We start from the raw sequence: 26,076 nt of genomic DNA on the forward strand, positions 1-26,076 counted from the left end.
GCGCAGACTAGCGTCTCTTCCGTGCTGAACCGTCCTCGCGCCGCCCTGCCCGTCCCGTCCGCACCCGCCCCGGCCCCGGCCGGCGGGCATCCTGTGGGGGTGAGCAACGACGAGTTCCGGGCCGCCATGTCCCGGCTGGCGGCGGGTGTGGTGCTGGTGACGGCGCAGGAGCCGCCGCTGGATCCGGACGACCCGCTGGCACCGCGCGGCGAGGACGTCGGCATGACGGCCACCGCGTTCCTGTCGGTGTCGCTGGACCCGCCCCTGGTGCTGGTCAGCCTGCGGGACGGCTCGCGCATGGACGACCTGCTGGCCGAGCAGCCGCTGTGGGCGGTGTCCGTGCTCGCGGAGAGCCAGCGCCACATCGCCGGGCGCTTCGCGATGAAGGGCAGGATCAGCGACCGCCTGCTGTTCGAGGACATCGCCTACACCCGTGGCGAGGTGTCCGGGGCGCCCCTGGTGGGCGGTGCGCTGGCGACGCTGGAGTGCAGGACCGAGCAGCGGATGGCGGCCGGGGACCACACGCTGGTGGTGGGCCGGGTGCTCACGGCGCGGGTGCCGAGCGCGGACGGCGGCCCGCTGACCTACTTCCGCGGCCGCTACCGCCGGCTGGGCTGACGGCGCGGCGCGGCGCGGGGACGGAGCGGCGTGGGGACGGAGCGGGCTGCTCGGCAGCCGGGACCGGACCGCTCGGCGGAGGTCACCGGACGGGACGTCGACAGCGGTCGACGGCGGTTGACGAGGGCCACGGGGGCCACGGGGGCCACGGGGGCCACGGGGGACGGTACGCCCGACGGCGGCCCTGCGGCCGGAGGACCGCGCGGCGGGCGCCACCGGCGCGGGACGGCCACAGCGGCGCGGGGCACCACGGCGGCGACCGAGGCCACGGAGGCCGGGCGGCTGCCACGGCGGCCGAGTGCGGGGCGGCGGGGTGAACGCCGACCGGGTGCCCAAAGGGTCTCCGCCGTGGCGGCCGCCCGGCCGGAGGGTCGCCGCCGGGGCGGGAGGTCCGCCGGCCGCAGGGCCGCCGGGCCGCAGGGCCGCCGGGCCGCAGGGCCGCAGGGCCGCCGGCCGGAGGCGAGGCCGCCACGGCGCTGCCCGGCGGACGCACAGCGGCGGGGGCGGCCGCGGCGACGGCCACGGGGACCACGGAGGCTGCGGAAGCGACTGCGGAAGCGGCTACGGAAGCGACTGCGGGGGCGGCCGCAGGAACGGCGGTGAGGGCGGCGGTCGCCGACGGCTCCGGAGGGCGGCGGCGGAGGCGGCTACCGCCAGTCCCGCCCGGAGCGGCCCCGCTTGGTCTCGGCCCGCTGCTTCTTCTGCCGCAGCCGGCGCTCGTTGATGCCGCGGGGCACGCGGGTGGCCCGCCGTTCCCTGGGCGGCGGCGCCGTGGCCTGAGCGAGCAGCGCGGCGAGGCGGACCAGCGCGGCCTCCCGGTTCCGCCACTGGGAGCGGTGCTCGGAGGCCCGTACCACGACCACCCCGTCGACGAGGCGGCCGGCCAGCCGCTCCAGCGCGCGCCGCTTCCACACCTCGGGCAGCGCCGTGGTCGCCGCGAGGTCGAAACGCAACTCGGCCTGGGAGTCGCTGGTGTTGACGTGCTGACCGCCCGGCCCGGAGGACCGCGAGAAACGCCACACGAGTTCGCCCTCGGGCAGCGGGACGGAGCCGCGGATGAGATGGGGACCGGACATGCCGTCCATGGTCCCGTTTCCGGCCGGTTCCCGTCATGCGAATTACGCGGCGGCCCGGTTCACGGTAAAGAAAGTAAAGAGAACTGGAACCTGTGACACACCTCCAGGCGTTCATGGGGGTAGCTGTAGGTTCGTCGTACGCAACGAGGGAAGGGACTCCCAACAATGGCTGTAAGCCTGTCCAAGGGCGGCAACGTCTCGCTCACCAAGGAAGCTCCGGGCCTGACCGCCGTCACCGTGGGCCTCGGCTGGGACGTCCGCACCACCACGGGCACGGACTTCGACCTCGACGCCTCCGCGATCGCGGTCAACGCGCAGGGCCGGGTGTACTCCGACGCCCACTTCGTCTTCTTCAACAACAAGCAGACCCCGGACAACACGATCGTCCACACCGGCGACAACCGCACCGGTGAGGGCGCGGGCGACGACGAGGCGATCAACGTCAACCTGTCCGCCCTCCCGGCCGACGTCGACAAGATCGTCTTCCCGGTCTCGATCTACGACGCGGAATCCCGCTCGCAGAACTTCGGCCAGGTCCGCAACGCCTACATCCGCATCGTCAACCAGGCGGGCGGCGCCGAGATCGCCCGCTACGACCTGTCGGAGGACGCCGCGACCGAGACCGCGATGGTCTTCGGCGAGCTCTACCGCAACGGCGCGGAGTGGAAGTTCCGCGCCGTCGGCCAGGGCTACGCCTCGGGCCTCGTGGGCATCGCGCAGGACTTCGGCGTCAACGTCTGACCACCTGCCGCCCGGCACTCCGGACCGCCCGGAGGCCCCGCACCGCATTCCGCCGCGGTCCGGGGCCTCCGGCCTGTCCGCCGCCCGACACGGACGGCGCCAAACGGCCGCCGTCCGGGGCCCGCGTCGAGGCCGGGGCCGCTTCGGGCAGGGGCCGCTTCGGGCAGGGGCCCGCGGTAGCGTGCCCCGATGATCCTCACCCGCCTGTCCACCGGCCCCGGCCAGGACATCCCGGCGCCGCTGCTGACGGAACTCACCGCCCTCTACGCCGCAAACCACGCCTTCTTCGCTCTCAGCGGCGACTTCCCGGACCCCGGCGACATCCGGCCCGAGCAGGTGGCCGCCGCGCTCGCCGACGAACTCGCCCGGCCGGGCGCCGACGTGCTGCTGGCCCGTGTCGGGGGGCGGTTGGCCGGGATCGCGATCACCCTGGCGGACCACCCCGATCCGGCCGACCCGGACCCCTGGATCGGGCTGCTGATGATCGACGCCTCGCTGCACGGGCAGGGGCACGGCCGACGGATCGCGGCCGGGATCGAGGACCGTTTCCGCGCCTCCGGCCGGGCCGCCGTACGGCTGGCCGTCCTGGACGGCAACGCGGCCGGGCTGGCCTTCTGGACCGCGCTCGGCTACGAGACCGTCGGCCACCGTCCGGACCGCGAGCGGGGCCGCCCCTGCACGGTGCTGCGCAAGCCGCTGCGGAGAGCGCGCCGGGCCGCGCGGATCGCCGTGGTGGGCCCGGCGGGCGAGGTCTTCCTCTTCCGGTACGACAACGAGGAGACCGGCGTCCACTGGGCGCTGCCCGGCGGCGGCCTGGACCCCGGCGAGTCGCCCCGCGCGGGCGCCCTGCGCGAACTGCGGGAGGAGACGGGCTGGACGGACCTGGAGCCGGGGCCGCTGCTCACGACCTGGGAACACGACTTCGCCCACTCGGGTCTGCCCGTCCGGCAGCACGAGCACATCTACGTCACCCGGGGCCCGCGCCGGGAACCGGCCGGGGACCTCACCGCCGCGCATGCGCTGGACCGGATCCTCGCCGGGCGCTGGTGGACCCGCGAGGAACTCGCCGAGCAGCCCGAGCCGGTGCAGCCGCCGGACCTGGCACGGCTGCTGGACGCCTGGGAGTCGGCCACGGCCGGCTGACCCCTGCTCCGCGCGGGACACCGGCCGGACTTCGGCGGGGCAGAACGGCACGGACCGGAACAGCGCCGGCACCGGCCGATGCCGGTGCCGGCCGGTGCCGGTGCCGGCCGATGCCGGTGCCGGCCGATGCCGGTGCCGGCCGATGCCGGTGCCGGCCGATGCCGGTGCCGGCCGATGCCGGTGCCGGCCGATGCCGGTGCCGGCCGATGCCGGTGCCGGCCGATGCCGGTGCCGGCCGATGCCGGTGCCGGCCGATGCCGGTGCCGGCCGATGCCGGTGCCGGTGGAGGCGGTGCCGGTGGAGGCGGTGCCGGTTCCGGTGGAGGCCGGACCGGTGGAGGCCGGACCGGTGGAGGCCGGACCGGTGGAGGCCGGACCGGTGGAGGCCGGACCGGTGGAGGCCGGACCGGTGGAGGCCGGACCGGTGGAGGCCGGACCGGTACCGGTGGAGGCGGTCGGGTCAGCAGGGGCGTCCGGTCCGGCCCGCGCCCGCGGGCCTGCCCTCCGGGCCACCGGGCCACCGGGCCACCGGGCCGGACCCGACACCAGGGCCGCCCCCGGACCCTACGGCCTCGGGCGCCGGGGTCAGCCCGGGACACCGCGGCCGGCCCGGGCGTCAGGGCCGGTCCGGCTTCCCGTCGCCGTGGAGCCAGTCCGTCCAGATCCCGGAGAAGTCCTCGTCCGGGGCCTGCTCCTGCACGTACGCCGTGAAGTCCGCGGTGTCCGCGGTGCCGTGACGGTGGGAGGCGGCCCAGCCGCGCAGCAGCGCGCGGAAACGGTCGTCGCCGATCCGCTGCCGGACCTTGTGCAGAACCATCGCGCCCCGCTGGTAGACGGGGTCGGCGGTCAGGTGCGCGGGACCGTCCTGGCGTGCGGGCGGGAACGCCCACAGGTCCGGGTAGGCGTCCTCGCCCCGCTCGTACAGCCGGGTGAAGGTGTCCTGTGCGCTGTCGCCGCCGTGCTCCTCCTCCCACAGCCACTCCGCGTACGTCGCGAAGCCCTCGCTGAGCCAGAGGTCCCGCCAGGTCCGCGGGGTGACGGAGTCGCCGTACCACTGGTGGGCCAGCTCGTGCACCATCAGCACCACGTCCGGCGCGCCCGGGTAGACGGGGCGGTTCTGCGTCTCCAGGGCGTACTCGACGTCCTCGTCGCGCTCGACGATCGCGCCCGTGGAGGAGAACGGGTACGGGCCGAAGGTGTCCTCGGCCCAGGACACCACCTCCGGCAGCCTCTTCAGCACGCCCCGGGCGGCGTCCGCCTCGACCGGGTCCACGGCCGTGTACACGGGCAGCCCGTCGCGGGTGTCCGTCCGGGTGATCTCGTAGCGGCCGATCGCGATCGCGGCGGCATGGCTGGCCACCGGTTCGGCCGCGTGCCAGAGGAAGGTGGTGCGGCCGCCGCGGCCGGTGCGCCGCCCGGCCGGTTCGCCGACGGACACGGCCGTCAGACCGCGCGGGACGGTGACCTCGATGTCGTACGACGCCTTGTCGGAGGGGTGGTGGTTGCCGGGGAACCAGGCGGCCGAGCCCACCGGTTCACCCAGTGCGAGCGCCCCGTCGGCGGTGGGCAGCCAGCCCTCCTCGGTACCGTCGGGGTCGGTGACGGTCTCGGGCCGGCCCGCGTAGCGGACCGTGACGGTGAAGGTGGCGCCCTCTGCGGGCTCCTCGTGCGGACGGACCGTCAGTTCGTACCCGGCGCGGTTCCAGCGGGCCTTCCGGCCGTCGACGGTGACCTCGTGGACGTTCAGGCCGCGCAGGTCCAGGTTGAAGGCGGAGAGGTCCTGGGTGGCCCGGGCGGTGATCACCGCGCTGCCGGTCAGATGGCGGCGGGTGGGGTCGTAGGCGAGCGCGAGGGCGTAGTGGGTGACGTCGTAGCCGCCGTTGCCCGCCTTGGGGAAGTACGGGTCGCGCAGTCCCGCCGCGCCCGGAGTGCCCCGTACCCCGTCACTGCAGGCGACCGGCGCGAGGGCGAGGCAGGCGACCAGGGCGAGGCGGACGACGGGTGCGACGGGCGCGAAACGGGACACTCCCCGATCCTATGGCGGTCCTCCGCCCCGCCCGTCGGGATCGCGACAGCCGCACCCGGCCCTCGGAGCGGCCGCAGCCGGCCCTCGGGGGACGGCCGGGGCGCCCACGTCGGCCGCTCACGGGGACGGCCCTCGGGGACGCCCGGGACGGCCCTCGCAGGGACGGCCCGCAGCTGGGCGGCGGGCCCCCGAGCCGGCCGGGCACCGGCCGCGCCGCTGGTGCCGCGGCCGGTGCCCGGCGCTTGCCCGTCGAGGGGCGGCGTCCGGTGCGTGCTCCCGGCGGGCCGGCCGGAGGCCCTCGTACGGGACGGCGGCTTCCAGGGGCGGTGCGGCGAGCGTCGCCTGCCGCGCCACCAGGTCACGCCGCCGGGCGCCGGGCGCCGGGCGGACGGCGACGGCCCCCGGGGCGGTCGGCGACGGGCAGGGGCAGCGGGCGACGGGCGACGGCCTCCGGGCGCCGCCCGGTGTGCCGGCCCGGGCCGCCGCCGGTCCGCGCCGGTCCCCGGGCGGCGCGGACCGGGCGCCGTGGGCGTGACACCATCGGCTCCGTGCTCGACATCGGCTACGCCCTCTCCAACCGCTTCCCCGACCCGCCCCAGACGGACTACCGGCGGGCGGACGTGCACGCCCTGCGGCACGACCTGTTCTGCGGGGACGTGTACCTCGCCGACACGAAGGCGGACCGCGAACTGTCCACAGCCTGGGGATGGGTGCCGGTGCTCGACTTCGCGTGGGCGCTGTGCGACATCGTGGAGCGGCTCGACCGGGACCCGGCCGGTTCCCGCGCCTCCCGCCCGCAACACGCCGAGCTGGACTTCACCGAGTCCACCGACCGGATGCTGTTCGAGCGCCGGTTCGGCTGGGTGGACATCGAGGCCGACTGGATGCCGGCCGAGGAGGCACCGCTGTCCTTCTCCCACTCCGAACTGCGCCGTGAGGCCCGCGACTTCCTGCACGATCTCGTCGCCGACCTGTCCGACCTGCACGAGGACCTCGGCGAGAACCCCGCTGTCTGGACCCTCCAGGCGCGTTTCCCCCGGCTGCGCTGAGCCCCGGCGGACCGCGGGCCGCCCCTGCCGCCGGGCATCACCGGCCCCGGGCACCCCCGGCAGGGAGCACCCCGCCTCCGGCCGGCGGCCCTCAGGAGCCCGCCCCCAACGGCAGGCCGGGCTCCCTCACCTCTCGACCGCCACCCCCAGTGCCGCGGCCAGTACCGGCGCCAGGTCCAGCAGCTGGGCCGTACTGATCACCGAGCCCGCGAGCCGGTCCACCCCGCGCGCGATCTCCAGCGGGGCAGCGCCACGCAGGTCGACGTCCTTGAGCGTCGCCGAGCTGAAGTCGGCCCCCTTCAGCGCGCAGTCGACGAACTCCACCCGCTCCAGCTGCGCCCCGCCGAAGTCCGGTTCGACGAGGACACAGCTCTCGAAGACGACGTCTCTGAGCCGTGCGGCGCGCAGGTTGAGGTAGTCGAGCTTGCCGCCGCGGACGACGACCCGCTCCAGCACCGCCCCGTGCAGCTGCACCCCGCCGAGGCGCGCGTCGAGCAGCTCGGTGTCCCGCAGCGTCGCCTCCGACAGGCGCGTGCCGACCCCGCGGGCGCCGGAGAGCACCGAGTCGAGGAAGCGGGCGTGGTGCAACCGCGTCTCGTCCAGCACGCACCCGGTCAGCGCGCAGTCCATGAAGCGGGCGCCCGCCCCGTCCTGCCCGGCCAGGTCGCTCTCGTGCAGCTCCAGGCCGTCGTAGTCGCCGTCCGGCTCCAGCCGCCCGCCGTCCCACCGCTCCAGCGCGGGCAGCCGCACCTCGGGCCGTCGCGCCGCTTTCCTGCCCGCCCCCGCGGGCCGTCCGATCGCCATGCCCCCATCGTGCACCCCGCCACCGACAACGCCCCGCTCGACGGGTGCCGCTCCGCTCCGGCGGCCTGCCCTCCGGCGGGGCCGAGGCCGTAGCGGCGGGGTGTCCGACGGCAGGGTGTCCGACGGCAGGGTGTCCGACGGCAGGGTGTCCGACGGCGGGCCCACCGCGGCCGGCGCCGCTCGGGCAGGCCGCGGCGGGGCATCCGCACCGGGCGCGCCGGGCGGCCCGGGCTCCTCAGTGCCGTCCGGCCAGCCGGTCCGCGGCCCGTGCCAGCCACGACGACTCCGTACGGTGCGTGCTCAGCTCCCGCCGGTCCGCCGCACGGTAGGTGGCGTACATGCCGTGCACCCCGAGCCAGCGCAGCGGCTCCGGCTCCCACCTGCGCACCGCGTGCCCGACCCACGGCAGGCCGGTCAGCGGGGTCTCGCCGCCCTCCCCCGAGTCGTGCCGCACCAGGTCCCGCAGGGTGCGGGCGGCGAGGTTGGCGGTGGCCACGCCCGAGCCGACGTAGCCGCCCGCCCAGCCCAGGCCGGTCGACCGGTCCAGGGCGACCGTCGCGCACCAGTCGCGCGGCACGGCCAGCACGCCCGACCAGGCGTGCGCGAGACCCGCCCCGGCCAGGGACGGGAAGAAGCGCACCAGGATCTCCCGGAGCGCCTCGACGGTCTCCGCCCGCGTCCGGCCGTCGTTGTCCGTCCTCGACCCGTAGCGGTACGGCATCCCGCGGCCGCCCAGCGCGATCCGCCCGTCGGCGGTGCGCTGCGCGTACATGTAGGCGTGCGCCATGTCGCCGAGGGTCTCGCGGCCCTCCCAGCCCAGCGACGCCCACTGCTCGCCGGTCAGCGGCTCGGTGACGACCATCGAGGAGTTCATCGGCAGCCAGGTGCGGCGCTGGCCCCTGAGCGCCGCGGTGAACCCCTCGGTGCAGCGCAGCACGTACGGCGCGCGGACGGTGCCGTAGGGGGTGACCGCGTGCCCGGGGCGGATCTCCGTCACCGGGGTGCCCTCGTGGACGGTGACGCCGAGTGCCTCGACCACCGCCGCCAGTCCCCTGACCAGCTTCACCGGATGCAGCCGGGCGCCGTGCGGGGTCCACGACGACCCGACCGCGCCCGCCACGCGGATCCGCCCGGCCGTCTCCCGCGCCCCGTACAGCTCGCGGTCGGTCTCGCCGTACGTCAGCTCGTGCTCGTGGAACGCCTTCAGCCGGGCCAGCTGCGCGGGAGTGGTCGCCACCTCCAGCACACCGCCCTGGTGCACGTCGGCCTCGATCCGCTCGGCGGCGAGCACGGCGACGACCTCGTCGACGGTGTCGTTCATGGCCCGCTGGAGCCGCGTCGCGGCCGGCCGGCCGTGCAGGCGGGCGTACCGGTCGCGGCCGGCGATGCCGTTGTACAGCCAGCCGCCGTTGCGCCCGGAGGCGCCGTAGCCGCAGAACCGCTGCTCCAGCACGGTGACCTTCAGCGACGGCACGGCCTTCTTCAGGTAGTACGCCGTCCACAGGCCGGTGTATCCGCCGCCGACCACGACCACGTCGGCGGTCCGGTCGCCCGGGAGCGGCTCCCGGACGGGCGGGAGCCCGTCGTCCGCGAACCAGAAGGAGACGCCGCCGTTGACCACACCGCTGCCGACCACACCGCTGCTCATGCCGCGGACGCTAACCCGGCCCGGTGGCCGCTGTCTCCTTCGGATTTCGTGCTCTTCGCACCGCCTCCGGCCGGCGGACTGCGCCCCGCCCCGGCGGCAGCACGACGGGGTGCCCGAGATGGCCGGGATGACCGGGATCGGCCCTGCGTGGGCTCCGTCGGCAGCCCCGTCCGCGGCGCCCCGGACACGGCGGGGACCACGGCCGGGAGCACGGCGGCGCGCCACGGCGACGAAATCCGGAGCCCCGCCGTCCGGGCCACGGCCGTGGTCAGGAACCGCCGGGTGCGGGCCTGTCCGCGCCGGGCTCCCGAACCGGCCCGGCCCCGAGCGCCTCGCGCGCGGCGGTGACGAACCCGTCACTCGTCGCGGAGCGGACCCGCAGGGCGTGCGTCCGGGCGGACGGATCAAGCCCGGCGGCGCATTCCTGCGCGGCGGGATGCGCGCGTACGACCCGCGCATGCTCACGAAACTCGGCCGCTGTGCCCTGCACCACGGCGGCTCCCAGCACCACGGCGGCTCCCAGCACCACGGCGGCTCCCAGCTCCGCGACGCTCTCCGGTCCCGTCAGGCGGACCCGGATGCAGGCCCCGTCCAGCGCCCTGCGTGCGGCGAACCCCGCCTCCCGGTGCGGTGGCTCGGCGAACGGGCTCGCCGTCCACCCGCTGTCCAACACCCGGTGGGCGGCGTCCACCCGGGAGAGAAACCGCTCGTACGACTCCCGCCGCATGTCCCTGCGGGTGTTCGCGCGCCGCTCGGCGCGTTCCTCCCCGGCCGGCAGGGCCTGGTGGCGCAGTTGCCTGCCGGTCGTCCAGGCCGAGACCGAGCCCGCCGGCGCTGCGGCGGTCAGGGTCGACAGCGAGGTGGTCAGGGCCACCGCCACGGTGTCATTCACGGGCGCCATTGTCCGGGACGCCTGCGACGGCGCCCTCGGGTGCCCCGCCACGCCGCGCTACGCCCAAGGCAGGGCCGGGCCGGGCAGGGCCGGGCAGGGCAGGACGGCCTCCCGTCCGGCGCGGAGGCCGCCGGCCCCGAGGTGCCGGTGGCGCCACCGACGCGGCGGGCCGGCGCGACCGTGGACCGCGGGGCGCCGGTGGTGCGGCGGGCGCGTGAATGGGCGGGTGACGGCGAGTGACCCGGACGTCCGCACCGGGCCCGGCTTCCGCATCCGGGTAGGCATGCCTGCGAGGATCGGCGCGTCGGAAGGAGGCCGTGGCCGTGACGAGCGACGCGGGGCACGAACAGGCACCGGCTCCGGAAGACCTGCGCACGACCGCCAAGGGGTGGCAGGGCGTGCAACTGGCCGTTCTGGGCTTCGTCGGACTGTGCGGGGTGCTCAAGGACAGCGGCCCGCCGGGGGTCCCGCACGGCATCCAGGTGGCGGCCGGGGTACTGGCACTGAGCGCCCTGGCCATCGCCTGCTGCGCCGTCTTCTTCGTCGCCCTGGCCGCCTGGCCCCTGTACCGCACCGGACCCCGCCCGGCCGCACGCCGGCGGACGGGCCGCGCCCTGCGCACCGGAATCGCCCTGACCTTCACGGCCGTCGCACTGCTCGCTCTGTCCGCGGCCGCTTCCTGGTGGCCCGCGACGGCGGACACGGCGGACAAGGCCGGCACCACGGGCGCCGCGGCGCGGAGTCTCGTCCGCGTGGGCACCAGGACGGGCACCGCCTGCGGGTCTCTGGGCGAGAGCGGCTACGGGTTCCTGACCCTCAGGTCGGACGGTCGCACCCTGACCCTGGCACTCGGCGAGGTCACGGCCCTGCAGCCGGTGCCGTCCTGCGGCTGACCGGATGCCGGGACAGGGCACCCGCCCGCGGCGGCCCCGCCCCGCCCGGCCCGGCGACGGTGCCTGCTCCCGGGCCCGTACCCGCGCCACAGGGCCGCGGCACTCCGGCAGGCCGGCCGGGCGCCGGTCCGACGGGGGCGGAGGCGGCGCGGCGTGGTCAGGGGGCGCTCGCCGACGGCGGCGAGGGGGCGCCCGTGGCCGCGACCGGCCCGGCGGCCCAGCGTTCGTCGCCGGCCACGGAGGTCCCCTTGAGCACCAGGGGCAGCACGTCCTCGGTGGACGTGCCGACGGGGACGATGACCTGGTCGGACCGCGGCTTGGAGTGGATCGCCCCGTCCTCACCGATGACGAAGGTCATCCGCGATCGCTTCTCGGGGTCGTCGGACGTGCAGGGCCGGATCCCGACACCCGCGGCGTTTCCGTCGGCCTTGAGGCAGAAGTCGGGGTCGGCCTCGTTGTGCAGGCGCCCCTCGGTGTCGAAGACCCACCGCTGGGTCTGCCCCGGACCGCAGGGCGCGGCGACGGCGTTGACGCGCTTGTCCACCACCTGGTTCTCCACGTCCAGGCACAGCCCGGTGGCCACATGGACGATCTGGGAGGGTGTGCCGACGGGGACCGGCGCGAGCGGCTCCCCGCCGGGTGCCGGAGCGGAGCCGTCCGACGGCGTTCCGCCGACGGGACGGGAGGGCGTGGCGGACGGGGCCGGAGCGGAGGCCGACCGGCTCGGCCCGGGGCGTTCGAGACCGCTGACGTCCCAGCTCTCGGGCAGGACGTCGTATGCCACCACGGCGGCCACCGCGACCACCACGACCACCACGGCGATGCCGCCGACGGCTCTGCCGGCCCGTCCCGGGACGGAGCGATGGGCGTGCCTGGTGCGGGCGGAGCCCTTCGAGACCTCGACCGGCGCGGCGAGCACCTCGATCGGGGCCTCCCGGCCGTCCGTGCCGGCCGGGGTGGGCTGTTCGGGCGGATCCGGCTCCGCGGTGCCGTGCACCGGGACGCGCTCGGTGTAGCCAGCGCCGCCCCACTGCAGCAGTCCCTCGGCCAGCACGGTCCGCGGACTTGCGGACATGCTGGTGAGTCTGGACAGCAGGACCCCGCAGTCGGTGCAGTGGGCCAGGTGCGCGGCCAGATCGGGGTGCCGGACGCCGTCCCGTGCCTGCGCTGCGGCCTCGACGATGCGCTGGAAGCCACGGCATTCCGCGGTGCCGCGTCGGGACAGGTGCTCCCGCACATAGGCGTCCCGCATGGCGAGCTGCGCCTTGGCCGCGAGGTCGGGGACGGTGTCCGGGGTGGTGCCCAGGTTCGTGGCGACCTCGGAGTGCGGCTCGTCGTCGACGACCGCGTACCACAGCGCGGACCTCAGCCGCTCCGGCAGCTGGTAGAAGGCGCTGACCATGGCGTCGGGCGCCTTGGGCCGGACCGTGGTGTCCGCGGTCTCGGCCCAGGCCAGGAAGTCGGGCCGCAGCCGCCTTCGCCGGTCGTCCGCAGCCCAGGCGAGCGCGGTCTCGCGTACGTGGGTCAGTGTGTGGTGCCGCCAGGTCCCCGACGGATCGACCCCGTCAGCGGCTTCCTCCAGCGCCCGGAAGAACGCCTCGCCGGCCAGCCGCCTGCCGGCCGCCCCGCTGGTGGTGCAGAGCTGCGCGTACGCCACGACGGCGGGCAGATGCCTGCGCTGCAGCTCCCGGATGGCCGCCCCTTCGGCCTCGCCGCCGGAACGCAGGTCCTCGACGAGGTCGGTCTCCGACGAGAGGTCCCGGATCACCTCGTCCGGGGGAATGCGTTCGCCTTCCGTGTCCGAACGCGTCACAGCAGGGCCTCGCTCTCTCGCATTCCTCCGCGCCTGGCGGGCAGGAACTCATGTGGCACGGCCGGGCCTGCGACCGGTCCCAGAGTGGGTCTCAAAGGAAGGGCACAGCTTCATACGGAACGGACGCGCGCGGTGTTCAGTCCCCGCCAGGGCTCAGCCCCCGCCAGGCTCAGCCCCCGTCGCGCACCGGCGTGACGCCCTGTGAGATCAGCCGCTGCTGCCGCAGCATGCACGGCAGTTCCGGCACTCGGCACAAGCCTTGGGTGCGCCGTCACCACGGCTTGGCAGTCCGCCATCGAGGCGTCGGCGTGCACCCGGGCTCCGGATTCCCCCCCCGAGCACTCAGACACTGATGCCTTCCCGCTGCCAAACCTTCGCGTCATGGGTGGCACCGTGACCGAGTCGCTGCTTCAACTTCAGCAGCAGCTGCGGCACTTTCCTGGTCATCCGGCAGAAACGCGGCCCTTGCCAGCTCTCGAGTCACGGGGTCCGGCGATCGAAGGGCCAGGTTCAGACGCCACTGCACCAGAAGATGGACCTGGGAGACGAAACCGGCCGAGAGCACGCAGTCGTCAAGATCTGTGGATGAGGACCCGTCGCACTCTTGCGCAGGTCACTGACTGAGGAGGACGATCAGCCCACGTCCGGTTCGGGCTGCTTCCTCCAACCATTCCTGGTGGAAGCAGACGATGCTGTGAAAATGCTCGATGTCGCGGACATCGTGCCTGGTGATGCGTGGCGGCATTGCGGCGCTCACAGCGGCGTGTTCGATCTCTGGCCACGGCACCGCTCGCGCGTGCTCGAGTACTGCACGGACCGTTGCCGGCCGCATCGAGTAGTACGTTTCGTGCTTCGCAAGTTCGATGCCGGCATCGTCAGCCAGGTCATCAGGCGGCTCCGGGCACCCCTGCCCGAGATCGTGGTAGACGGAGCCGAGGAATGCATCAGCCCTATCGCGCAGCAGGCCGGGAAGCTGGCGACGCAAGATCTCGTAGTAGAAGCCGGCTTCGATGAAGTCGAAGCCGCGGTAGTCGCGTTCGATCGCGAATGAAAGATCGTCACCGTTCGGGTTCTCGGGCGCATCCCAATAGAAGTCGGTGCCACCAGACTCCCGGCAGGCCTCAACGGCAGGACCCCACTCGGCGATCTGGCAGATGACGTCGAAGCTCATCACTCCTCCTGGCAATCGGTCTTGATACTCCGGTCTGGTTTCGCGATCTTGTAGTGACCCTGGCTGGGAACGTGTACGGCCACCGCGTGATCATCGGTTGGTGTGCGGCAAACGAAGATCGTGCGGTGGCCTCAGGCCATAGCGTAGGCCCTGCCCACTGGCGGGTGATGTTCGACCAGGTCATGGCCCGGACCGCGGGTCGTCTCGGCCGAGTTGAGCCGAGGAAGAGTGCCCGCGCCCATCTGCTCGGGCGTTCGAGGGGCGGGGGCTGCACCGGCGGACCGGCGCCAACGGAACCCGCGAACTCAACCTGGGGCACTACGCGGTGTGCGGGATGCTCGGCTCGTCCGGGCTCGTCGAGCCCACGGACGCCATGCTCGACGGCCTGGCCGACGCGATCCGGTGGCTGCAGGGCGGCGCCGGCGAGCCCGCGGTCGGCGGCGAGACGATCGCCCGGTACCGGGTACGGATCGGCGGCCTGGAGTACGGCCACGGCGCGCACGGCGAGCACGCCACCGAGGTCGGCCAGGCCCTCGTCAAGGCCGGGCACGGCGAGCGCTGCAAGATCGGGCCTCCTCGGCCTCGGCTCCGTCACCGCGTTCGTCGTCGAGTACGCCGCCCCACACGACGACGGCTACAGCGTCGGCACCGCGGCGGTCCTCGCCCTCGCCGGCTTCGGCACCGGCGTGCTCTCCCACTTCGGGTTCTGGAAGCCGGTCGGTGTCTCCGCGAAGGCGCAGGACTCCTTCGTCAAGGCAGCCTGATCCTTCCCCATGAGCGCATCGGGGAGGCGGTGGTGGCGGCTCGGCGCGAGCAAGGCAGCGTCCTGGTCCGGGAGCCCCGCCCGGCGCAGCGCCCGAGCGTCGGCCCGGCCGGCTCCTGGACGCCCCGCTCGAAGACCTGGGGCTGTGACCACGGCAGAAGGCTGACGCCGGGCCCCGCCCGCTTCGGCGAGCGGGCGGCCTTCGGTCACGCTTGGGCCCAGCGAGGACCCAGCGCGCGACGAGCCCGGCCGATGACGTTCTGCGCGTCCGCCCCGTACACCGCCGACTCACTGAGCGTCTGCCACACCCGCAGGTACGTCGCCACCGAGTCGGCGTCGTCCAGCCACAGCTCGGCGTGCCAGTCCTCGACGACGACGCGCCGGTCGTCGTATATCCAGAACGAGTTGCCGGGGAAGATCTTCAGCGAAGCTGTGAAGGGGATCACCCCGAGCTCCAGGGTGTCCAGCCCGATGACCCCCATGAGCCGGTCGAGCTGCGCGGCGAGCACCGAGGGCGGGCAGACCAGGGCGTGAAGCACGCCCTCCCACATCATGACTCGGTAGCGGCGGCCCGGCTCGCTCAGCCCAGCCTGCCGCTGAATACGCGCCCGAACGGCGTCCTCGGTGTCGCGCGGCGACCGCATCAGGTTCGCGTGCCGAGTGAGGACGTGGCGGGCGTAGTCCGCCGTCTGGAGCATCCCGGGGACAAGGACGTTCTCCCAGATGGTGAGGACCTGCGTGCGGTCGTGCTCGGCCGTGATGGCGTCCTGCACCGGCCGGTGCCCAGAAGCCAGCTGACGGCGCCACGACCGGATGTGCGACTCGAAGCCGCGGAGTTGAGCGAGGAGACCGGCGAGCGCTTCGGGCTGGCCGGTCGCCTCCGTCCACTCCTGGAGGTCCTCGGCCGTCGCGGTCTGTCGGCCATTCTCCAGCTTGGAGATACGCACCTTGGTCCAGCGCGGGCCGAGGCGCTCGGCGAGCTGGCTCCCGGTGAGCCGACCATCAGGGCACGCCAGCCGGAGTTCCCGGAGCCGTACCCCGAGGGCCTCGCGTGCCTGCTGATAGTCGGTGCTCACCGGACCTCACGTCATGCGCTGTCGATCTCGAACCGTGCGTAGGGGACTGCATAGTGCCAGGCCGCATCCCTTGCCTGGCAGTACCGGTTGACGGCGGCCGGCTCGGTGATGAGCTCGGCGCCGGTCAGGTTGTCGTCCTCGTCGAAGAGGAGGCGGGCGACGAGTCGGGAGTCGAACAGCCAGAAGTCCTCCGCAGGGAGGTGCAGTTCCTCGGCCCGGGCGCGGGACAGGTTGCGGATGTCCTCGCCGACAGCGCAGTTGCGGGCCGCGTTGCTGCGGAGGTACAGCTGTCCTGGGGTGGCGGGGCTGTCGACCAGGCGCACGCGCTCGAACCGCCGTCCCTGCTCGGTGGCCTCGCGCACGCCCTTGCACCAGGCGTCGTCATAGTCCCAGTCGATCCGCGCGCCCCTCGCGAACTGGGCCCACTCCTCGGTCTGCTCGTCGCTCGCGTACCGGCGCCGGGTCTCCAGCCGCCAGGCCGTGTGCTTGAACGCGGTGAACAGCGCGTCGAACTCGTCGCCGGCGTTGATGAGCCGGGGCGTCTCGTCGCGCGGCCCGAAGTCCACCAGCGTGTTCCTCGGAATGACGATGGCCACCTCGCCCTCGTCGAGGTGCTGAAGCTGGGCGACGTCCGATGGGTCGTTGAGCGGCGGGCCGTGCACGATGACCTCACCCGTGTCGAGATCCTCGTGGACGCCGGGGCAGCCGCCTCCACCGGAGGGGTGCCGTTGAACCGTAAGCGCCGCATGGTCCCCTCCCAGGGTCGTGATGTGGGGCCAGCCTCCCCGACGCCGACCGCTCAGACACGACACCTGACCCACTCTCTTGAGAAACGTCACGCAACTCCGGCGAGGCGTCAAGAAACTCTGCGCAACTCGACGGGCGCCTGGCAACTCGGCCAGCCTACGGTCCTGTTCATGGCCGAGACCAACACGCTGCACCAACTGGACGGCGTCGACGCATTCGCCGAGGTGGAGTCCCTCCGCTCGGCGCTGGACGACGCCGGGATCGTCCTGCCGTGCCTCGGCGTCGATCCGGGCTCGCCCGCCCTCCGCCTGGTGGACCTCGGGCGGGTGCACGCGGACGTCGCCCCGAAGCTCGCCACCGCACTCCAGCGAGGAGCAGCCGCGTGACCGCCGCGTACAGGATCAGCGCCGTCCCCCCGAGCGTCGTGAGCGCGCTCGGCCTCCCCCCGCTGGAGGGGCTGACGGGGGGCCAGGCCCGGGGCGTCGAGTGCGTGTGGTGCCGCACGCCGCTCAGCACCGAGAGCGCCCTCGACATGGGCGAGCACGGCACCGCGGCCGACGGCCGGCGCTGGTACCCGCGCGCCTGCCACCCGTGTACGGGCGAGCAGGCGTACGGCGCCCTGTTCAGCCACGCACCGGGCTGCCGGGCGTGCACCGACTCCGGGGCAGGCTGCGACGTCGGCCGCACCCTGGTGCGCCTGGCCCGGCAGGGCCGCCGATGACGCAGGAGCAGCGGCCGCGGCCGCTGGCGGAGCGGCTGCGGGAGGCGGAGCGGTCCGCCGGCCGGGCGGGCGGCTACTGCTGGCTGGCGCACCCGGACGGCGGCGCGACCTGCACACGGCGCCCGCACAGCGACGGCCGGCACGTGGACCACTACAACGGCCGGACCTCCCACACGGACACGCACGGCACGGTGTGGGTGGAGTAGCCCGGGACCTGCGGCCGCTCCTACTGCCCCGTCGGGGTGGCCGCACCGGGATCCTGCGGCCGGCCGGTCATGGGCGGTGCGGGTCGTGGGTGGGAGCGGCCGCCCGACGGCGTGCAGGACCGGACGGCCGCCCGAAGGTCGGCCGGTTCTCGCTCAAGGCGCCGGGCGCGGTCGGCCTGGGCCGGCACGCTCGTTCTGTACACCGGACGCTCGGCTCCACCGCAGCAGAAGAGATGTCTCATGTCTGGACGCTTGCGACGCAACGTCTACGGCTCTGCGCTGCTTCCGGCGACCCCTCGCCAGCCCTGGAGCGGGTCGGCGCAGTAGGCCCGCAAGGGGGATGTCGAGAGCCTGCGCGAGGAGCAGGAGATCGGCGTACCGGGGGTCGGTGACCGCGTTCTCGTAACGCTGGATGGTTCGACGTTCGACTCCCCTGCGCTCGGCCAGCTGGTCTTGTGAGAGGTGAGCTGCGCGGCGATGAGCGGGGATGCGCCGGCCGAGGGCCAGCCTCTCTGGCATGTGCCCCAGGACGCAGGCGGGGCTTAAAATCGAACACACGTTCACTTGTGCGAGTGGCTCCGCTTGGCGCGAGCGCTTCCTGGGCACGAGCGCCGACGCGAGCAGTGCGCGTGGCCCCTGAGCGTGATCGTTCGGGAGGGCTCTAGGAGATCGACTCCAGCAGCCAGGGTGCATCGAGCCTGTGGGCAGGGTGCAGTCAGGCTGGGTCCGACTTCACGAAAGAAGCCCCGGATACCCCCTGACCTGGGAGTTCCGGGGCCACACCCTGCTGCCTTCCGGAGCCCCCTGTCGGATTCGAACCGACGACCTTCGCTTTACAAGAGCGGTGCTCTAACCAGCTGAGCTAAGGAGGCAGGCGCACGGCTCGCGTGCGCCCGTGCAGTGTACCCAGGTGGCGGAGGGGGCCCGTCGAAAATTTCCGCGAAGTTCACAGAGGTCCGGGTACTGACAGAGCGGGTGAACGGAAGGTACCGTCCTGAGCGGTTCACTCGCGTGGACTACACCAACCACCTTCCTACAACGGATCGTCCGGCACGTTCCTGCCGGTAGAAGGGGGCCCATTCACCATGGCCACTGTCACGTTCGACAAGGCGACCCGGGTCTATCCGGGTTCCGACAAGCCCGCCGTCGACGCACTCGACATCGAGATCGCGGACGGCGAGTTCCTCGTCCTGGTCGGCCCGTCCGGCTGCGGAAAGTCCACCTCACTGCGCATGCTGGCCGGTCTGGAGGACGTCAACGGCGGCGCGATCCGCATCGGTGACCGCGACGTCACGCACCTGCCGCCGAAGGACCGGGACATCGCCATGGTGTTCCAGAACTACGCGCTGTACCCGCACATGACGGTCGCCGACAACATGGGCTTCGCCCTCAAGATCGCCGGTGTGCCGAAGGCCGAGATCCGCCAGAAGGTGGAGGAGGCCGCGAAGATCCTCGACCTCACCGAGTACCTGGACCGCAAGCCGAAGGCCCTCTCCGGCGGCCAGCGCCAGCGGGTCGCGATGGGCCGGGCGATCGTGCGGGAGCCGCAGGTCTTCCTCATGGACGAGCCGCTGTCCAACCTGGACGCCAAACTCCGCGTCTCGACCCGTACGCAGATCGCCTCCCTCCAGCGCCGCCTCGGCATCACCACCGTCTACGTCACCCACGACCAGGTCGAGGCCATGACGATGGGCGACCGGGTCGCGGTCCTCAAGGACGGTCTGCTCCAGCAGGTCGACACTCCGCGCAAGATGTACGACAAGCCCGCGAACCTCTTCGTCGCCGGCTTCATCGGCTCCCCCGCCATGAACCTCGTCGAGGTCCCGATCACGGACGGCGGCGTGAAGTTCGGCAACTCGGTCGTCCCCGTCGAGCGTGAGGCGCTGTCGGGCACCACCGACAAGACGGTGACCGTCGGTGTCCGCCCCGAGCACTTCGACGTCGCCGGGGCCGGCTCCGGCCAGGGCCTCGCGGTCACCGTGAACGTGGTCGAGGAGCTGGGCGCCGACGCGTACGTCTACGGCACCGCCCAGGTCGGCGACACCTCCAAGGACCTCGTCGTCCGCGTGAGCGGCCGCGACGTGCCGGAGAAGGGCAGCGAGCTGCACGTCGTGCCGCGCCCGGGCGAGGCCCACGTGTTCTCGACGTCCACGGGCGCCCGCCTGTCGGACTGACCGCGGAGCGGACGAGGAAGTAACCGACTGATACCGACTGGTGCCGGTTGATACCGACTGGCACTGGTTGGCGCCGACTGGCACCGGTTGGTGCCGAGCGAAGCCGAGCAGCGCTACACGGTACCGAGCGGCACCGAGCGGCACCGAGCGGCACCGGGACGGCACCGAGCGGCATCAACCTGGGCGAGTCGGGAAACCGGGACACCCCGCCCCCTTTGACGGCGGGCGCGCCCCGAGGTCGCCCGAGAGGGCCTCGCAGATCACTGCGGGGCCCTCCGTGCGTGCGGCGACGCGTCGCGGCGGCGAATCCCGGCGGACCCACCCGTTTCGAGCAGCGCGCGTCAACCCCCTACCCCGAAATCGCCACCTTCTCATCCCCCGAATCGGTGACTAAATGTCGCCAAATCATCACCGGGCGCTACCCTCACTCGCGTGAAGCACTCCACCAACCAACAGACGCGACGCGGCCGGGGCCCCGCCCGCCGGGTCGGCCGCAGCCTCGCCCTCGTCCTGCCCGTCGTCCTGGTGCTCTCCGGGACCCTCGCGGTCACCCGAGTCAACTGGTCGGGCGACCCGTCGGCCTCGGTGCTCACCGCCTCGGACGCCGCCGTGTCCGACGACGCCAAGCCGCCCGCCCCGCGCGCGCCCCACGAGCGGCTGCGCGACCAGCTCCTGACCGAGCTTCAGGAGAAGGACCCGGGTATCGCCCTCACCCACCTCCAGCAGGCCGTCGACGAGCGCCCGTCGCTCGCCGAGCACTGCGTCTCCCTCGCCCGCGCCCTGGGCCGGGCGGCGGTCCGCGTGTACGGCCCCAAGCGTGCCCAGTCCTTCGCCCGCCCGGTCTGCGACACCTCGTTCGCCTCCGGCGTGCTGGCGGCCCACAGCTGACCGCCGCTCCGCCCGCGGCCGACGGGTACTCCCGTCGGCGGCCGACGGAGTCCTGCCCGCCGCCGCGGGCCGCCAGGCCCGGCAGCCCGCGGCGGCGGGCCCGGCAGGGCGTGCGCGCACGAGGGCCCGCCCCGGACGCCGTGCGCGCCGGCCGGCGGGCCCCGCTCCACACGCGGGCGCCGTCGGCCGCCTTCCGGCGCCCGCGGACCGTTTCGCGGCGCCCGCGGGCCGTTTCGCGGGGCCCGTCCCGTCGCGCGGGGCCCGGTCCGGCGGGTGCGGCGGGCGCCCCGTGCCCCGTACACCCGTACGCGTACAGTGCGGGGCATGACCGACCCGCACGCCATCGCGCGCCCCACCCAGGCCGTCATCCTGGCCGGCGGCCAGGGCTCGCGCCTGCGCCCGTACACCGACGACCGTCCCAAGCCGATGGTCGAGATCCCCGGCACCGGCACGCCGATCATCGGCCATCAGCTCGCCTGGCTCGCCGAGGAGGGCGTCACCGACGTGGTGGTCAGCTGCGGGCACCTGGCCGAGGTGCTCCAGGAGTGGCTGCACACCGCCGCGCTTCCGCTGAACGTGGCCACGGTCGTGGAGACCGAGCCGCTCGGCCGGGGCGGCGGGCTGAAGTTCGCCGCCGCGCACCTGCCCCACCCGGACCGGCCGTGGTACGCCACCAACGGCGACATCTGGACCCGCTTCTCACTGCGGGACATGGCCGACTTCCACACCGAGCGCGACGCCATAGCCACGCTCGCCCTGGCCCGTCCGCGCCTCCCGTGGGGCGCCGTCCAGACCGACGGCTTCGGCCACATCACGGACTTCATCGAGGCGCCGCCGTCCACGTTCGAGATCAACGCGGGCGTCTACGTCTTCTCCCCGGCGTTCGCCGGCCTGCTGCCCGAGCGCGGCGACCACGAGCGCACCACGTTCCCGCACCTGGCCCGGGAGCGCCGCCTGGCGGGCTTCCCGCTGCCCCAGGGCTCCTACTGGCGGGCCATCGACACCGCCAAGGACCTCACCGAGGCCGCGAAGGAACTGGCCGCACTGGGCCGCTGACAGCCGCACCCACGCATACGGCGACGGGGTCCCGCCCTTCTGCTCGGCGGGACCCCGTCGCCGTGTCCGGCGGTCGTCCGGCTCAGCCCAGGAGACCGCCCACGAGGCCGGGCGGCTGCTCGGCGGTCGGTTCACCGCCGGAGCCGGTGCCGCCGGAGGACGTGGCGCCGGAGGAGGTGGCGCCGCCGGAGCTCGGTCCGGAGCTGGTGCTCGGCGGCTGCTGCTGGACCGGCGAGCTCTGCTGCGGCGGGGCCTCGCCGACCGTGCCCTGCGTCTGGCTCGGGGAGCTGCCCGTGGAGGTGTCCCTCGTTGCGCCCGGTGTGGTCGCCGTGCCCGCGGCCGGCGCCGCCGAGGTGGCGTCCTGGCTGGGTGTCGCGGCGGCCGACGGGCTGCTGCTGCCGCTCTCCCGGGCGCTGCTCCGGCCCGGCTCCTGCGGCAGAGGCGAACCGGGGAGCTCGTTGCGGGGCGTGTCGCCTGGGCCGGGCACGACGATCCGGTCGGCGTCCCGGACCGCGCCGCCGAGCAGCGAGCCGAGGAGCAGGGTGAGCCCTACGACGATGGCGGTGACGAGGGCGCCGCGCCGCAGCACCCAGCGGCGCAGCTCCCAGATGTCGGAGCGCGGACCGAGCCGGCGCCAGGCCGAACCGGCGAGGCGCCCGTCGACGGAGTAGACCGGGGCACCCGCGATGACCAGCGGTGACCAGGCGGCCAGGTAGATGATGTCGGGGGTGTCGTAGGCGGGGACGCTCTTCCAGCTGACGGTGACGAGCAGCGCGGCCGACAGCAGCGCTCCGACCACGGCCGCGACCCGCTGCCAGCACCCCAGGACCGTGAGGACGCCCACGATGACCTGGAGGAAGGCGATGACGAGGCCGGAGCCGACGGGGTGTTCGAGGGCGAACTGGCGCAGCGGCTCGGCGACTTCCCACGGGTGCAGGGTGTTGAGCCACTTCACCATGGAGCCGCGCTTGCCGCCGTCGAAGTAGACGGGGTCGCACAGCTTGCCCATGCCGGCGTAGATGGAGATGAAGCCGAGGAAGATGCGCAGCGGGAGCAGGACGACGCCGAGGTTCATCCGGCGGCCCGGGTAGTAGGCGTGCCGCGCGGGGTCGTCGCCGGGCCGGCCGGCGGTCCGCCCGGAACCGTCCGGGCCGGTGCCGTCGTAGCCGTGGCCCCGGTCGAGGCCGAACCGGTCGTCGTCCGGGTAGCCCGCGTGGTCCGGGTAGCCCGCGTGGTCCGGGTGGTCCGGGTGGTCCGGGTAGCCCGGCTCGTCGTAGGTGCTGCCCACGGTCCGCATCTGCGGCAGCAGCCGCTGACCGGCGCCGTCCGGGGTGCGCTGGGCGCCGACGACGGGGGTCTCGACGGTCTGGTCGAGCGCGTCGTGGACGGCGTCGTAGCCCGGGCCGCCCACGTCGACGCGCGGGATGACCTGGGTGGCTCCGGCGTCGGCGGGCTCCTCGGCGGGGCGGACGCCCGCGGTGCGCACCGCCTGCAGGAGGCGGTGCGCACCGGTGTCGTCGGGCGCGGAGCGCCCGCTCCAGACGACGGGCCGTCGGCGGGCGCCGCCGGACCGGGCCGCCGCACCCGCCGCTCCCGCCGAGGTGACGACGGGGATGCGGGCGGTGTCCTCGCCGGCGCCCAGGTGCCGTGCGACCCGCGCGGAGGGGGAGCGGCGCGAGGAGGCGCCCAACTGCACGCGGAAGCTCGCATGGTTGACGATGATCTGCGCCGGATCGCTCGGCACCTTCACCATGCTCAGCGCGGGAGTGTCGTCGAATCCCGACGCGCCGTCTCCCGAGGGTGTGCGGGGTGTTCTGGTGTCCACACTCATCTAACCGAGTGACGTGTGCTTAGGACACTGCTTTGACCTGCTGGATCTGTCCGGACCCCGTCAAGCTTGCCCTGAGCGCCGGGATTACCCCGTCCGGGTGGTCCCGTGGACGTGTGTTCAGGCCCGTCGGCGCGCCGCCTCGTACAGCACGATGCCCGCGGCCACACCGGCGTTCAGCGACTCGGCGCCGCCCGGCATCGGGATCCGCACCCGCACGTCGCAGGTCTCGCCGACCAGCCGGGACAGGCCCTTGCCCTCGCTGCCGACCACGACCACGACCGGACCCTCCAGCGCGTCCAGCGCGCCCAGTTCTGCCTCGCCGTCGGCGGCCAGGCCGACCACCGTGACACCGGCCTTCCGGTACGACTCCAGGGCCCGGGTCAGGTTCGTCGCGCGGGCGACCGGAGTGCGGGCGGCCGTGCCCGCGGACGTCTTCCACGCACCGGCGGTCATACCGGCCGCGCGGCGCTCGGGCACCACCACGCCGTGCCCGCCGAACGCGGACACCGACCGGACGACGGCACCGAGGTTGCGCGGGTCGGTGACCCCGTCGAGCGCGACGATCAGCGGGTCGGCGCCCTCGTCGGCGGCGGCGTCGAGGAGGTCCTCGGGGTGCGCGTACTCGTACGGTGGGACCTGGAGCACCAGGCCCTGGTGGTTGAGGCCGTTCGTCATGCGGTCCAGTTCGGGGCGGGGCGCCTCCATGAGGTTGATGCCGCCGCGGTCGGCCGCGAGCTGCAGCGCCTCGCGCACCCGCTCGTCGTTGTCGATGAACTGCTGGACGTAGAGCGTGTTGGCGGGCACCCCCTCGCGCAGCGCCTCCACGACCGGGTTGCGTCCGACGACCAGCTCCGAGGACGAGCGGCCGCCGCCCCGGCGCTGCGGGCGCCCCTGCTGGGTGCGGCGCGCCTTGGCCTGCGCGATGCGCTGCTTGGCGTGGCCCTTGCGCATCTCGGCGGGGGGCGTGGGCCCCTTGCCCTCCAGGGCCCGGCGCCGCTTGCCGCCGCTGCCGACCTGCGCGCCCTTCTTGCCGGACATGCGGCGGTTGTTCGCGGCCATGACCTACCTGTCTGTCGTACGTGTCGTGGTGCTGGACGTCTGTGTGTGCGTACTGCGGGATGTCTGCGTCAGTGCCAGTGTGCCGCCCGCGCGGGCGGGCGGCACACTCGCGGGTGGTGCCTCAGCGCCGGACGATGCTCCAGCGCGGGCCCTGCGGGCTGTCCTCGACGACGAGGCCGGACCGGTTCAGCTGGTCGCGCAGGGCGTCGGCGGTGGCCCAGTCCTTGCGGGCGCGGGCCGCCTCGCGCTGCTCCAGCACCATGCGGACCAGGCTGTCGACCACGCCGTGCGCGTCCGCGCCGAGGCCGGCCCCGCCCCGGCCGGTGCCGGCCGCCCAGTGCGGGTCGAGCGGGTCGAGGCCGAGCACGCCGAGCATGGCGCGGACCTCGGCGAGACGGGCGACGGCGGCTTCCTTGTCGTCGGCGGCGAGGGCGCTGTTGCCCTGCCGGACGGTGGTGTGCACGATCGCGAGGGCCTGCGGCACCCCGAGGTCGTCGTCCATCGCCTCGGCGAACGCGACGGGCACCTCGGTCGCGGGCTCGACCGGCCCTCCGGCCAGCTCGGCCACCCGCAGCGCGAAGCCCTCGATCCGGTCGAAGGCGGCCTCGGCCTCGCGCAGCGCCTCCTCGCTGTACTCGATCATGGAGCGGTAGTGCGGGGTGCCGAGGTAGTACCGCAGCACGATCGGACGCCACTGCTTGACCATCTCGGACACCAGCACGCTGTTGCCGAGCGACTTGGACATCTTCTCGCCGCTCATGGTGACCCAGGCGTTGTGCACCCAGTACCGGGCGAACTCGTCGCCGTACGCCTTGGCCTGGGCGATCTCGTTCTCGTGGTGCGGGAAGATCAGGTCCAGGCCGCCGCCGTGGATGTCGAACGCGGTGCCCAGGTACTTGTGGGCCATGGCCGAGCACTCCAGGTGCCAGCCGGGGCGGCCGCGGCCCCACGGCGTCTCCCAGCTCGGCTCGCCGGGCTTGGCGGCCTTCCACATCGCGAAGTCGCGCGGGTCGCGCTTGCCGGTCTCGCCCTCGGCGGAGGGCTGGAGGAGGTTGTCCAGCTCCTGGTTGGACAGGCCGAGGTAGCCGGGGAAGGACTTCACGTCGAAGTAGACGTTGCCGTCGGCCTCGTAGGCGTGGCCGCGCTCGATGAGGCCGAGCATCATCTCGACCATCTCGGTGATGTGGCCGGTGGCGCGGGGCTCGTAGCTGGGGGGCAGGCAGCCGAGGGCGGTGTAGCCGGCGTCGAAGGCGCGCTCGTTCTCGTAGCCGATCGCCCACCAGGGACGGCCCTGGTCCGCCGACTTGGTGATGATCTTGTCGTCGATGTCGGTCACGTTGCGGATGAACGTGACGTGGTAGCCGCGGTAGGCGAACCAGCGGCGCATGATGTCGAAGTTCAGACCGGAGCGGATGTGCCCGATGTGCGGGGCCGCCTGCACGGTGGCGCCGCAGAGGTAGATCGAGACACAGCCCGGTGCGAGCGGGGTGAAGTCACGGATCTGCCGGGCGCTGGTGTCGTACAGGCGAATAGTCACGGCACCAGAGTAGTGGTCCCGGTGCCGTGCCTCCGCACGGTTGTGGACATCTGTGGACAACCACGGCTGCGCCCGCACCGCCGGGCGCGGCACGGCGCCGGGTGACCCGCCGTCCGGGCGCGTGCCACGGCCGTCCGGGCGCGTG

The 26,076-nt window shown here is 74.0% G+C and carries 23 protein-coding genes, 1 tRNA gene and 1 pseudogene; 11 read left to right on the plus strand and 14 right to left on the minus strand.

Going from position 1 to position 26,076, the window contains the following annotated elements:
- Positions 1-99 precede the first annotated feature (99 nt).
- Positions 100-618, plus strand: a complete 519-nt coding sequence (locus AC5K6T_RS30270) for a flavin reductase family protein (protein ID WP_493214116.1) — start codon at positions 100-102, stop codon at positions 616-618.
- A gap of 647 nt (positions 619-1,265) precedes the next feature.
- On the opposite strand, the gene arfB is transcribed toward AC5K6T_RS30270, so the two are convergent.
- Positions 1,266-1,703, minus strand: coding sequence for an alternative ribosome rescue aminoacyl-tRNA hydrolase ArfB (gene arfB, locus AC5K6T_RS30275; protein ID WP_493214118.1), 438 nt, complete (start codon positions 1,701-1,703; stop codon positions 1,266-1,268).
- A gap of 156 nt (positions 1,704-1,859) precedes the next feature.
- On the opposite strand from arfB, the gene AC5K6T_RS30280 reads away from it, so the two are divergent.
- Positions 1,860-2,435, plus strand: coding sequence for a TerD family protein (locus AC5K6T_RS30280; protein ID WP_493214119.1), 576 nt, complete (start codon positions 1,860-1,862; stop codon positions 2,433-2,435).
- A gap of 189 nt (positions 2,436-2,624) precedes the next feature.
- Positions 2,625-3,578 (plus strand): bifunctional GNAT family N-acetyltransferase/NUDIX hydrolase, encoded by a 954-nt coding sequence (locus AC5K6T_RS30285; protein WP_493214121.1) that lies wholly within the window; start codon positions 2,625-2,627, stop codon positions 3,576-3,578.
- Positions 3,579-4,193: 615 nt separating this feature from the next.
- Here AC5K6T_RS30285 and AC5K6T_RS30290 read toward each other — a convergent pair.
- Complete coding sequence (locus tag AC5K6T_RS30290) at positions 4,194-5,603, minus strand: M1 family metallopeptidase (RefSeq protein ID WP_493214123.1); 1,410 nt, start codon at positions 5,601-5,603, stop codon at positions 4,194-4,196.
- 548 nt (positions 5,604-6,151) lie between these two features.
- Here AC5K6T_RS30290 and AC5K6T_RS30295 point away from each other — a divergent pair.
- On the plus strand, positions 6,152-6,652 hold the full coding sequence (locus tag AC5K6T_RS30295) for a hypothetical protein (RefSeq protein WP_493214124.1): 501 nt from the start codon (positions 6,152-6,154) through the stop codon (positions 6,650-6,652).
- Between the two features lie 126 nt (positions 6,653-6,778).
- On the opposite strand, the gene AC5K6T_RS30300 is transcribed toward AC5K6T_RS30295, so the two are convergent.
- The 3 genes from AC5K6T_RS30300 to AC5K6T_RS30310 form a co-directional block, all read right to left on the minus strand.
- Positions 6,779-7,456 (minus strand): pentapeptide repeat-containing protein, encoded by a 678-nt coding sequence (locus AC5K6T_RS30300; RefSeq protein WP_493214126.1) that lies wholly within the window; start codon positions 7,454-7,456, stop codon positions 6,779-6,781.
- A 235-nt stretch (positions 7,457-7,691) separates the two neighbouring features.
- A complete protein-coding gene (locus AC5K6T_RS30305; protein WP_493214128.1) occupies positions 7,692-9,104 on the minus strand; it encodes an NAD(P)/FAD-dependent oxidoreductase in 1,413 nt (470 codons plus the stop codon).
- A 268-nt stretch (positions 9,105-9,372) separates the two neighbouring features.
- A complete protein-coding gene (locus AC5K6T_RS30310; RefSeq protein WP_493214130.1) occupies positions 9,373-9,996 on the minus strand; it encodes a hypothetical protein in 624 nt (207 codons plus the stop codon).
- A gap of 323 nt (positions 9,997-10,319) precedes the next feature.
- Between AC5K6T_RS30310 and AC5K6T_RS30315 the strand changes: the two genes are divergently transcribed.
- A complete protein-coding gene (locus tag AC5K6T_RS30315; RefSeq protein WP_493214131.1) occupies positions 10,320-10,889 on the plus strand; it encodes a hypothetical protein in 570 nt (189 codons plus the stop codon).
- A gap of 157 nt (positions 10,890-11,046) precedes the next feature.
- Here the strand turns inward: AC5K6T_RS30315 and AC5K6T_RS30320 are convergent, their stop codons facing one another.
- From AC5K6T_RS30320 to AC5K6T_RS30335, 4 genes and pseudogenes are all read right to left on the minus strand, one after another.
- Complete coding sequence (locus AC5K6T_RS30320; RefSeq protein WP_493214132.1) at positions 11,047-12,702, minus strand: ricin-type beta-trefoil lectin domain protein; 1,656 nt, start codon at positions 12,700-12,702, stop codon at positions 11,047-11,049.
- Positions 12,703-13,315: 613 nt separating this feature from the next.
- Positions 13,316-13,873: a hypothetical protein gene (locus AC5K6T_RS30325; protein WP_493214134.1), complete on the minus strand. Its 558-nt coding sequence runs from the start codon at positions 13,871-13,873 to the stop codon at positions 13,316-13,318.
- A gap of 969 nt (positions 13,874-14,842) precedes the next feature.
- The gene (locus AC5K6T_RS30330) at positions 14,843-15,712 is read right to left on the minus strand and encodes a helix-turn-helix domain-containing protein (protein ID WP_493214136.1); all 870 of its coding nucleotides are present in this window, start codon (positions 15,710-15,712) and stop codon (positions 14,843-14,845) included.
- 11 nt (positions 15,713-15,723) lie between these two features.
- Positions 15,724-16,460, minus strand: a pseudogene (locus AC5K6T_RS30335) (DUF6879 family protein).
- A gap of 169 nt (positions 16,461-16,629) precedes the next feature.
- On the opposite strand from AC5K6T_RS30335, the gene AC5K6T_RS30340 reads away from it, so the two are divergent.
- The 3 genes from AC5K6T_RS30340 to AC5K6T_RS30350 are packed head-to-tail and all read left to right on the plus strand — an operon-like array spanning position 16,630 to position 17,386.
- Positions 16,630-16,845: a hypothetical protein gene (locus tag AC5K6T_RS30340; protein ID WP_493214138.1), complete on the plus strand. Its 216-nt coding sequence runs from the start codon at positions 16,630-16,632 to the stop codon at positions 16,843-16,845.
- On the plus strand, positions 16,842-17,180 hold the full coding sequence (locus tag AC5K6T_RS30345) for a hypothetical protein (protein ID WP_493214140.1): 339 nt from the start codon (positions 16,842-16,844) through the stop codon (positions 17,178-17,180). The genes AC5K6T_RS30340 and AC5K6T_RS30345 overlap by 4 nt, the downstream gene beginning before the upstream one ends.
- Positions 17,177-17,386 (plus strand): hypothetical protein, encoded by a 210-nt coding sequence (locus tag AC5K6T_RS30350; RefSeq protein WP_493205685.1) that lies wholly within the window; start codon positions 17,177-17,179, stop codon positions 17,384-17,386. The genes AC5K6T_RS30345 and AC5K6T_RS30350 overlap by 4 nt, the downstream gene beginning before the upstream one ends.
- Positions 17,387-17,539: 153 nt before the next feature.
- Here AC5K6T_RS30350 and AC5K6T_RS30355 read toward each other — a convergent pair whose 3' ends face one another.
- Both AC5K6T_RS30355 and AC5K6T_RS30360 read right to left on the minus strand, forming a co-directional pair.
- On the minus strand, positions 17,540-18,079 hold the full coding sequence (locus AC5K6T_RS30355) for a helix-turn-helix transcriptional regulator (RefSeq protein ID WP_493214142.1): 540 nt from the start codon (positions 18,077-18,079) through the stop codon (positions 17,540-17,542).
- 105 nt (positions 18,080-18,184) lie between these two features.
- Positions 18,185-18,258: transfer RNA gene (locus AC5K6T_RS30360), tRNA-Thr, on the minus strand.
- Positions 18,259-18,471: 213 nt separating this feature from the next.
- On the opposite strand from AC5K6T_RS30360, the gene AC5K6T_RS30365 reads away from it, so the two are divergent.
- The 3 genes from AC5K6T_RS30365 to AC5K6T_RS30375 all read left to right on the plus strand — a co-directional run bounded on the left by AC5K6T_RS30365 (position 18,472) and on the right by AC5K6T_RS30375 (position 21,504).
- Complete coding sequence (locus tag AC5K6T_RS30365) at positions 18,472-19,560, plus strand: ABC transporter ATP-binding protein (protein ID WP_493214143.1); 1,089 nt, start codon at positions 18,472-18,474, stop codon at positions 19,558-19,560.
- 432 nt (positions 19,561-19,992) lie between these two features.
- Complete coding sequence (locus AC5K6T_RS30370; protein ID WP_493214145.1) at positions 19,993-20,448, plus strand: hypothetical protein; 456 nt, start codon at positions 19,993-19,995, stop codon at positions 20,446-20,448.
- A gap of 324 nt (positions 20,449-20,772) precedes the next feature.
- The gene (locus AC5K6T_RS30375; RefSeq protein WP_493214147.1) at positions 20,773-21,504 is read left to right on the plus strand and encodes a nucleotidyltransferase family protein; all 732 of its coding nucleotides are present in this window, start codon (positions 20,773-20,775) and stop codon (positions 21,502-21,504) included.
- Positions 21,505-21,586: 82 nt separating this feature from the next.
- Here AC5K6T_RS30375 and AC5K6T_RS30380 read toward each other — a convergent pair whose 3' ends face one another.
- The 3 genes from AC5K6T_RS30380 to cysS all read right to left on the minus strand — a co-directional run bounded on the left by AC5K6T_RS30380 (position 21,587) and on the right by cysS (position 25,931).
- Entirely contained in the window at positions 21,587-23,335 is a 1,749-nt protein-coding gene (locus AC5K6T_RS30380) for a DoxX family protein (protein WP_493214148.1), read from the minus strand.
- A 117-nt stretch (positions 23,336-23,452) separates the two neighbouring features.
- On the minus strand, positions 23,453-24,394 hold the full coding sequence (gene rlmB, locus AC5K6T_RS30385) for a 23S rRNA (guanosine(2251)-2'-O)-methyltransferase RlmB (RefSeq protein ID WP_493214149.1): 942 nt from the start codon (positions 24,392-24,394) through the stop codon (positions 23,453-23,455).
- Positions 24,395-24,515: 121 nt separating this feature from the next.
- Entirely contained in the window at positions 24,516-25,931 is a 1,416-nt protein-coding gene (gene cysS / locus AC5K6T_RS30390; RefSeq protein ID WP_493214151.1) for a cysteine--tRNA ligase, read from the minus strand.
- Positions 25,932-26,076 lie beyond the last annotated feature (145 nt).

The sequence above is a fragment of the Streptomyces sp. B8-7 genome (assembly GCF_058833805.1).

What these genes read in the sequence shown, in the direction of transcription:
- AC5K6T_RS30365 (WP_493214143.1), top strand. Translation starts at nt 18,472, where the DNA reads ATGGCCACTGTCACGTTCGACAAGGCGACCCGGGTCTATCCGGGTTCC.
- AC5K6T_RS30340 (WP_493214138.1), top strand. Translation starts at nt 16,630, where the DNA reads ATGGCCGAGACCAACACGCTGCACCAACTGGACGGCGTCGACGCATTC.
- AC5K6T_RS30375 (WP_493214147.1), top strand. Translation starts at nt 20,773, where the DNA reads ATGACCGACCCGCACGCCATCGCGCGCCCCACCCAGGCCGTCATCCTG.
- rlmB (WP_493214149.1), bottom strand. Translation starts at nt 24,394, where the DNA reads ATGGCCGCGAACAACCGCCGCATGTCCGGCAAGAAGGGCGCGCAGGTC.
- AC5K6T_RS30325 (WP_493214134.1), bottom strand. Translation starts at nt 13,873, where the DNA reads ATGAGCTTCGACGTCATCTGCCAGATCGCCGAGTGGGGTCCTGCCGTT.
- AC5K6T_RS30380 (WP_493214148.1), bottom strand. Translation starts at nt 23,335, where the DNA reads ATGAGTGTGGACACCAGAACACCCCGCACACCCTCGGGAGACGGCGCG.
- AC5K6T_RS30350 (WP_493205685.1), top strand. Translation starts at nt 17,177, where the DNA reads ATGACGCAGGAGCAGCGGCCGCGGCCGCTGGCGGAGCGGCTGCGGGAG.
- AC5K6T_RS30305 (WP_493214128.1), bottom strand. Translation starts at nt 9,104, where the DNA reads ATGAGCAGCGGTGTGGTCGGCAGCGGTGTGGTCAACGGCGGCGTCTCC.
- arfB (WP_493214118.1), bottom strand. Translation starts at nt 1,703, where the DNA reads ATGGACGGCATGTCCGGTCCCCATCTCATCCGCGGCTCCGTCCCGCTG.
- AC5K6T_RS30355 (WP_493214142.1), bottom strand. Translation starts at nt 18,079, where the DNA reads ATGCACCCTGGCTGCTGGAGTCGATCTCCTAGAGCCCTCCCGAACGAT.
- AC5K6T_RS30285 (WP_493214121.1), top strand. Translation starts at nt 2,625, where the DNA reads ATGATCCTCACCCGCCTGTCCACCGGCCCCGGCCAGGACATCCCGGCG.
- AC5K6T_RS30280 (WP_493214119.1), top strand. Translation starts at nt 1,860, where the DNA reads ATGGCTGTAAGCCTGTCCAAGGGCGGCAACGTCTCGCTCACCAAGGAA.
- AC5K6T_RS30300 (WP_493214126.1), bottom strand. Translation starts at nt 7,456, where the DNA reads ATGGCGATCGGACGGCCCGCGGGGGCGGGCAGGAAAGCGGCGCGACGG.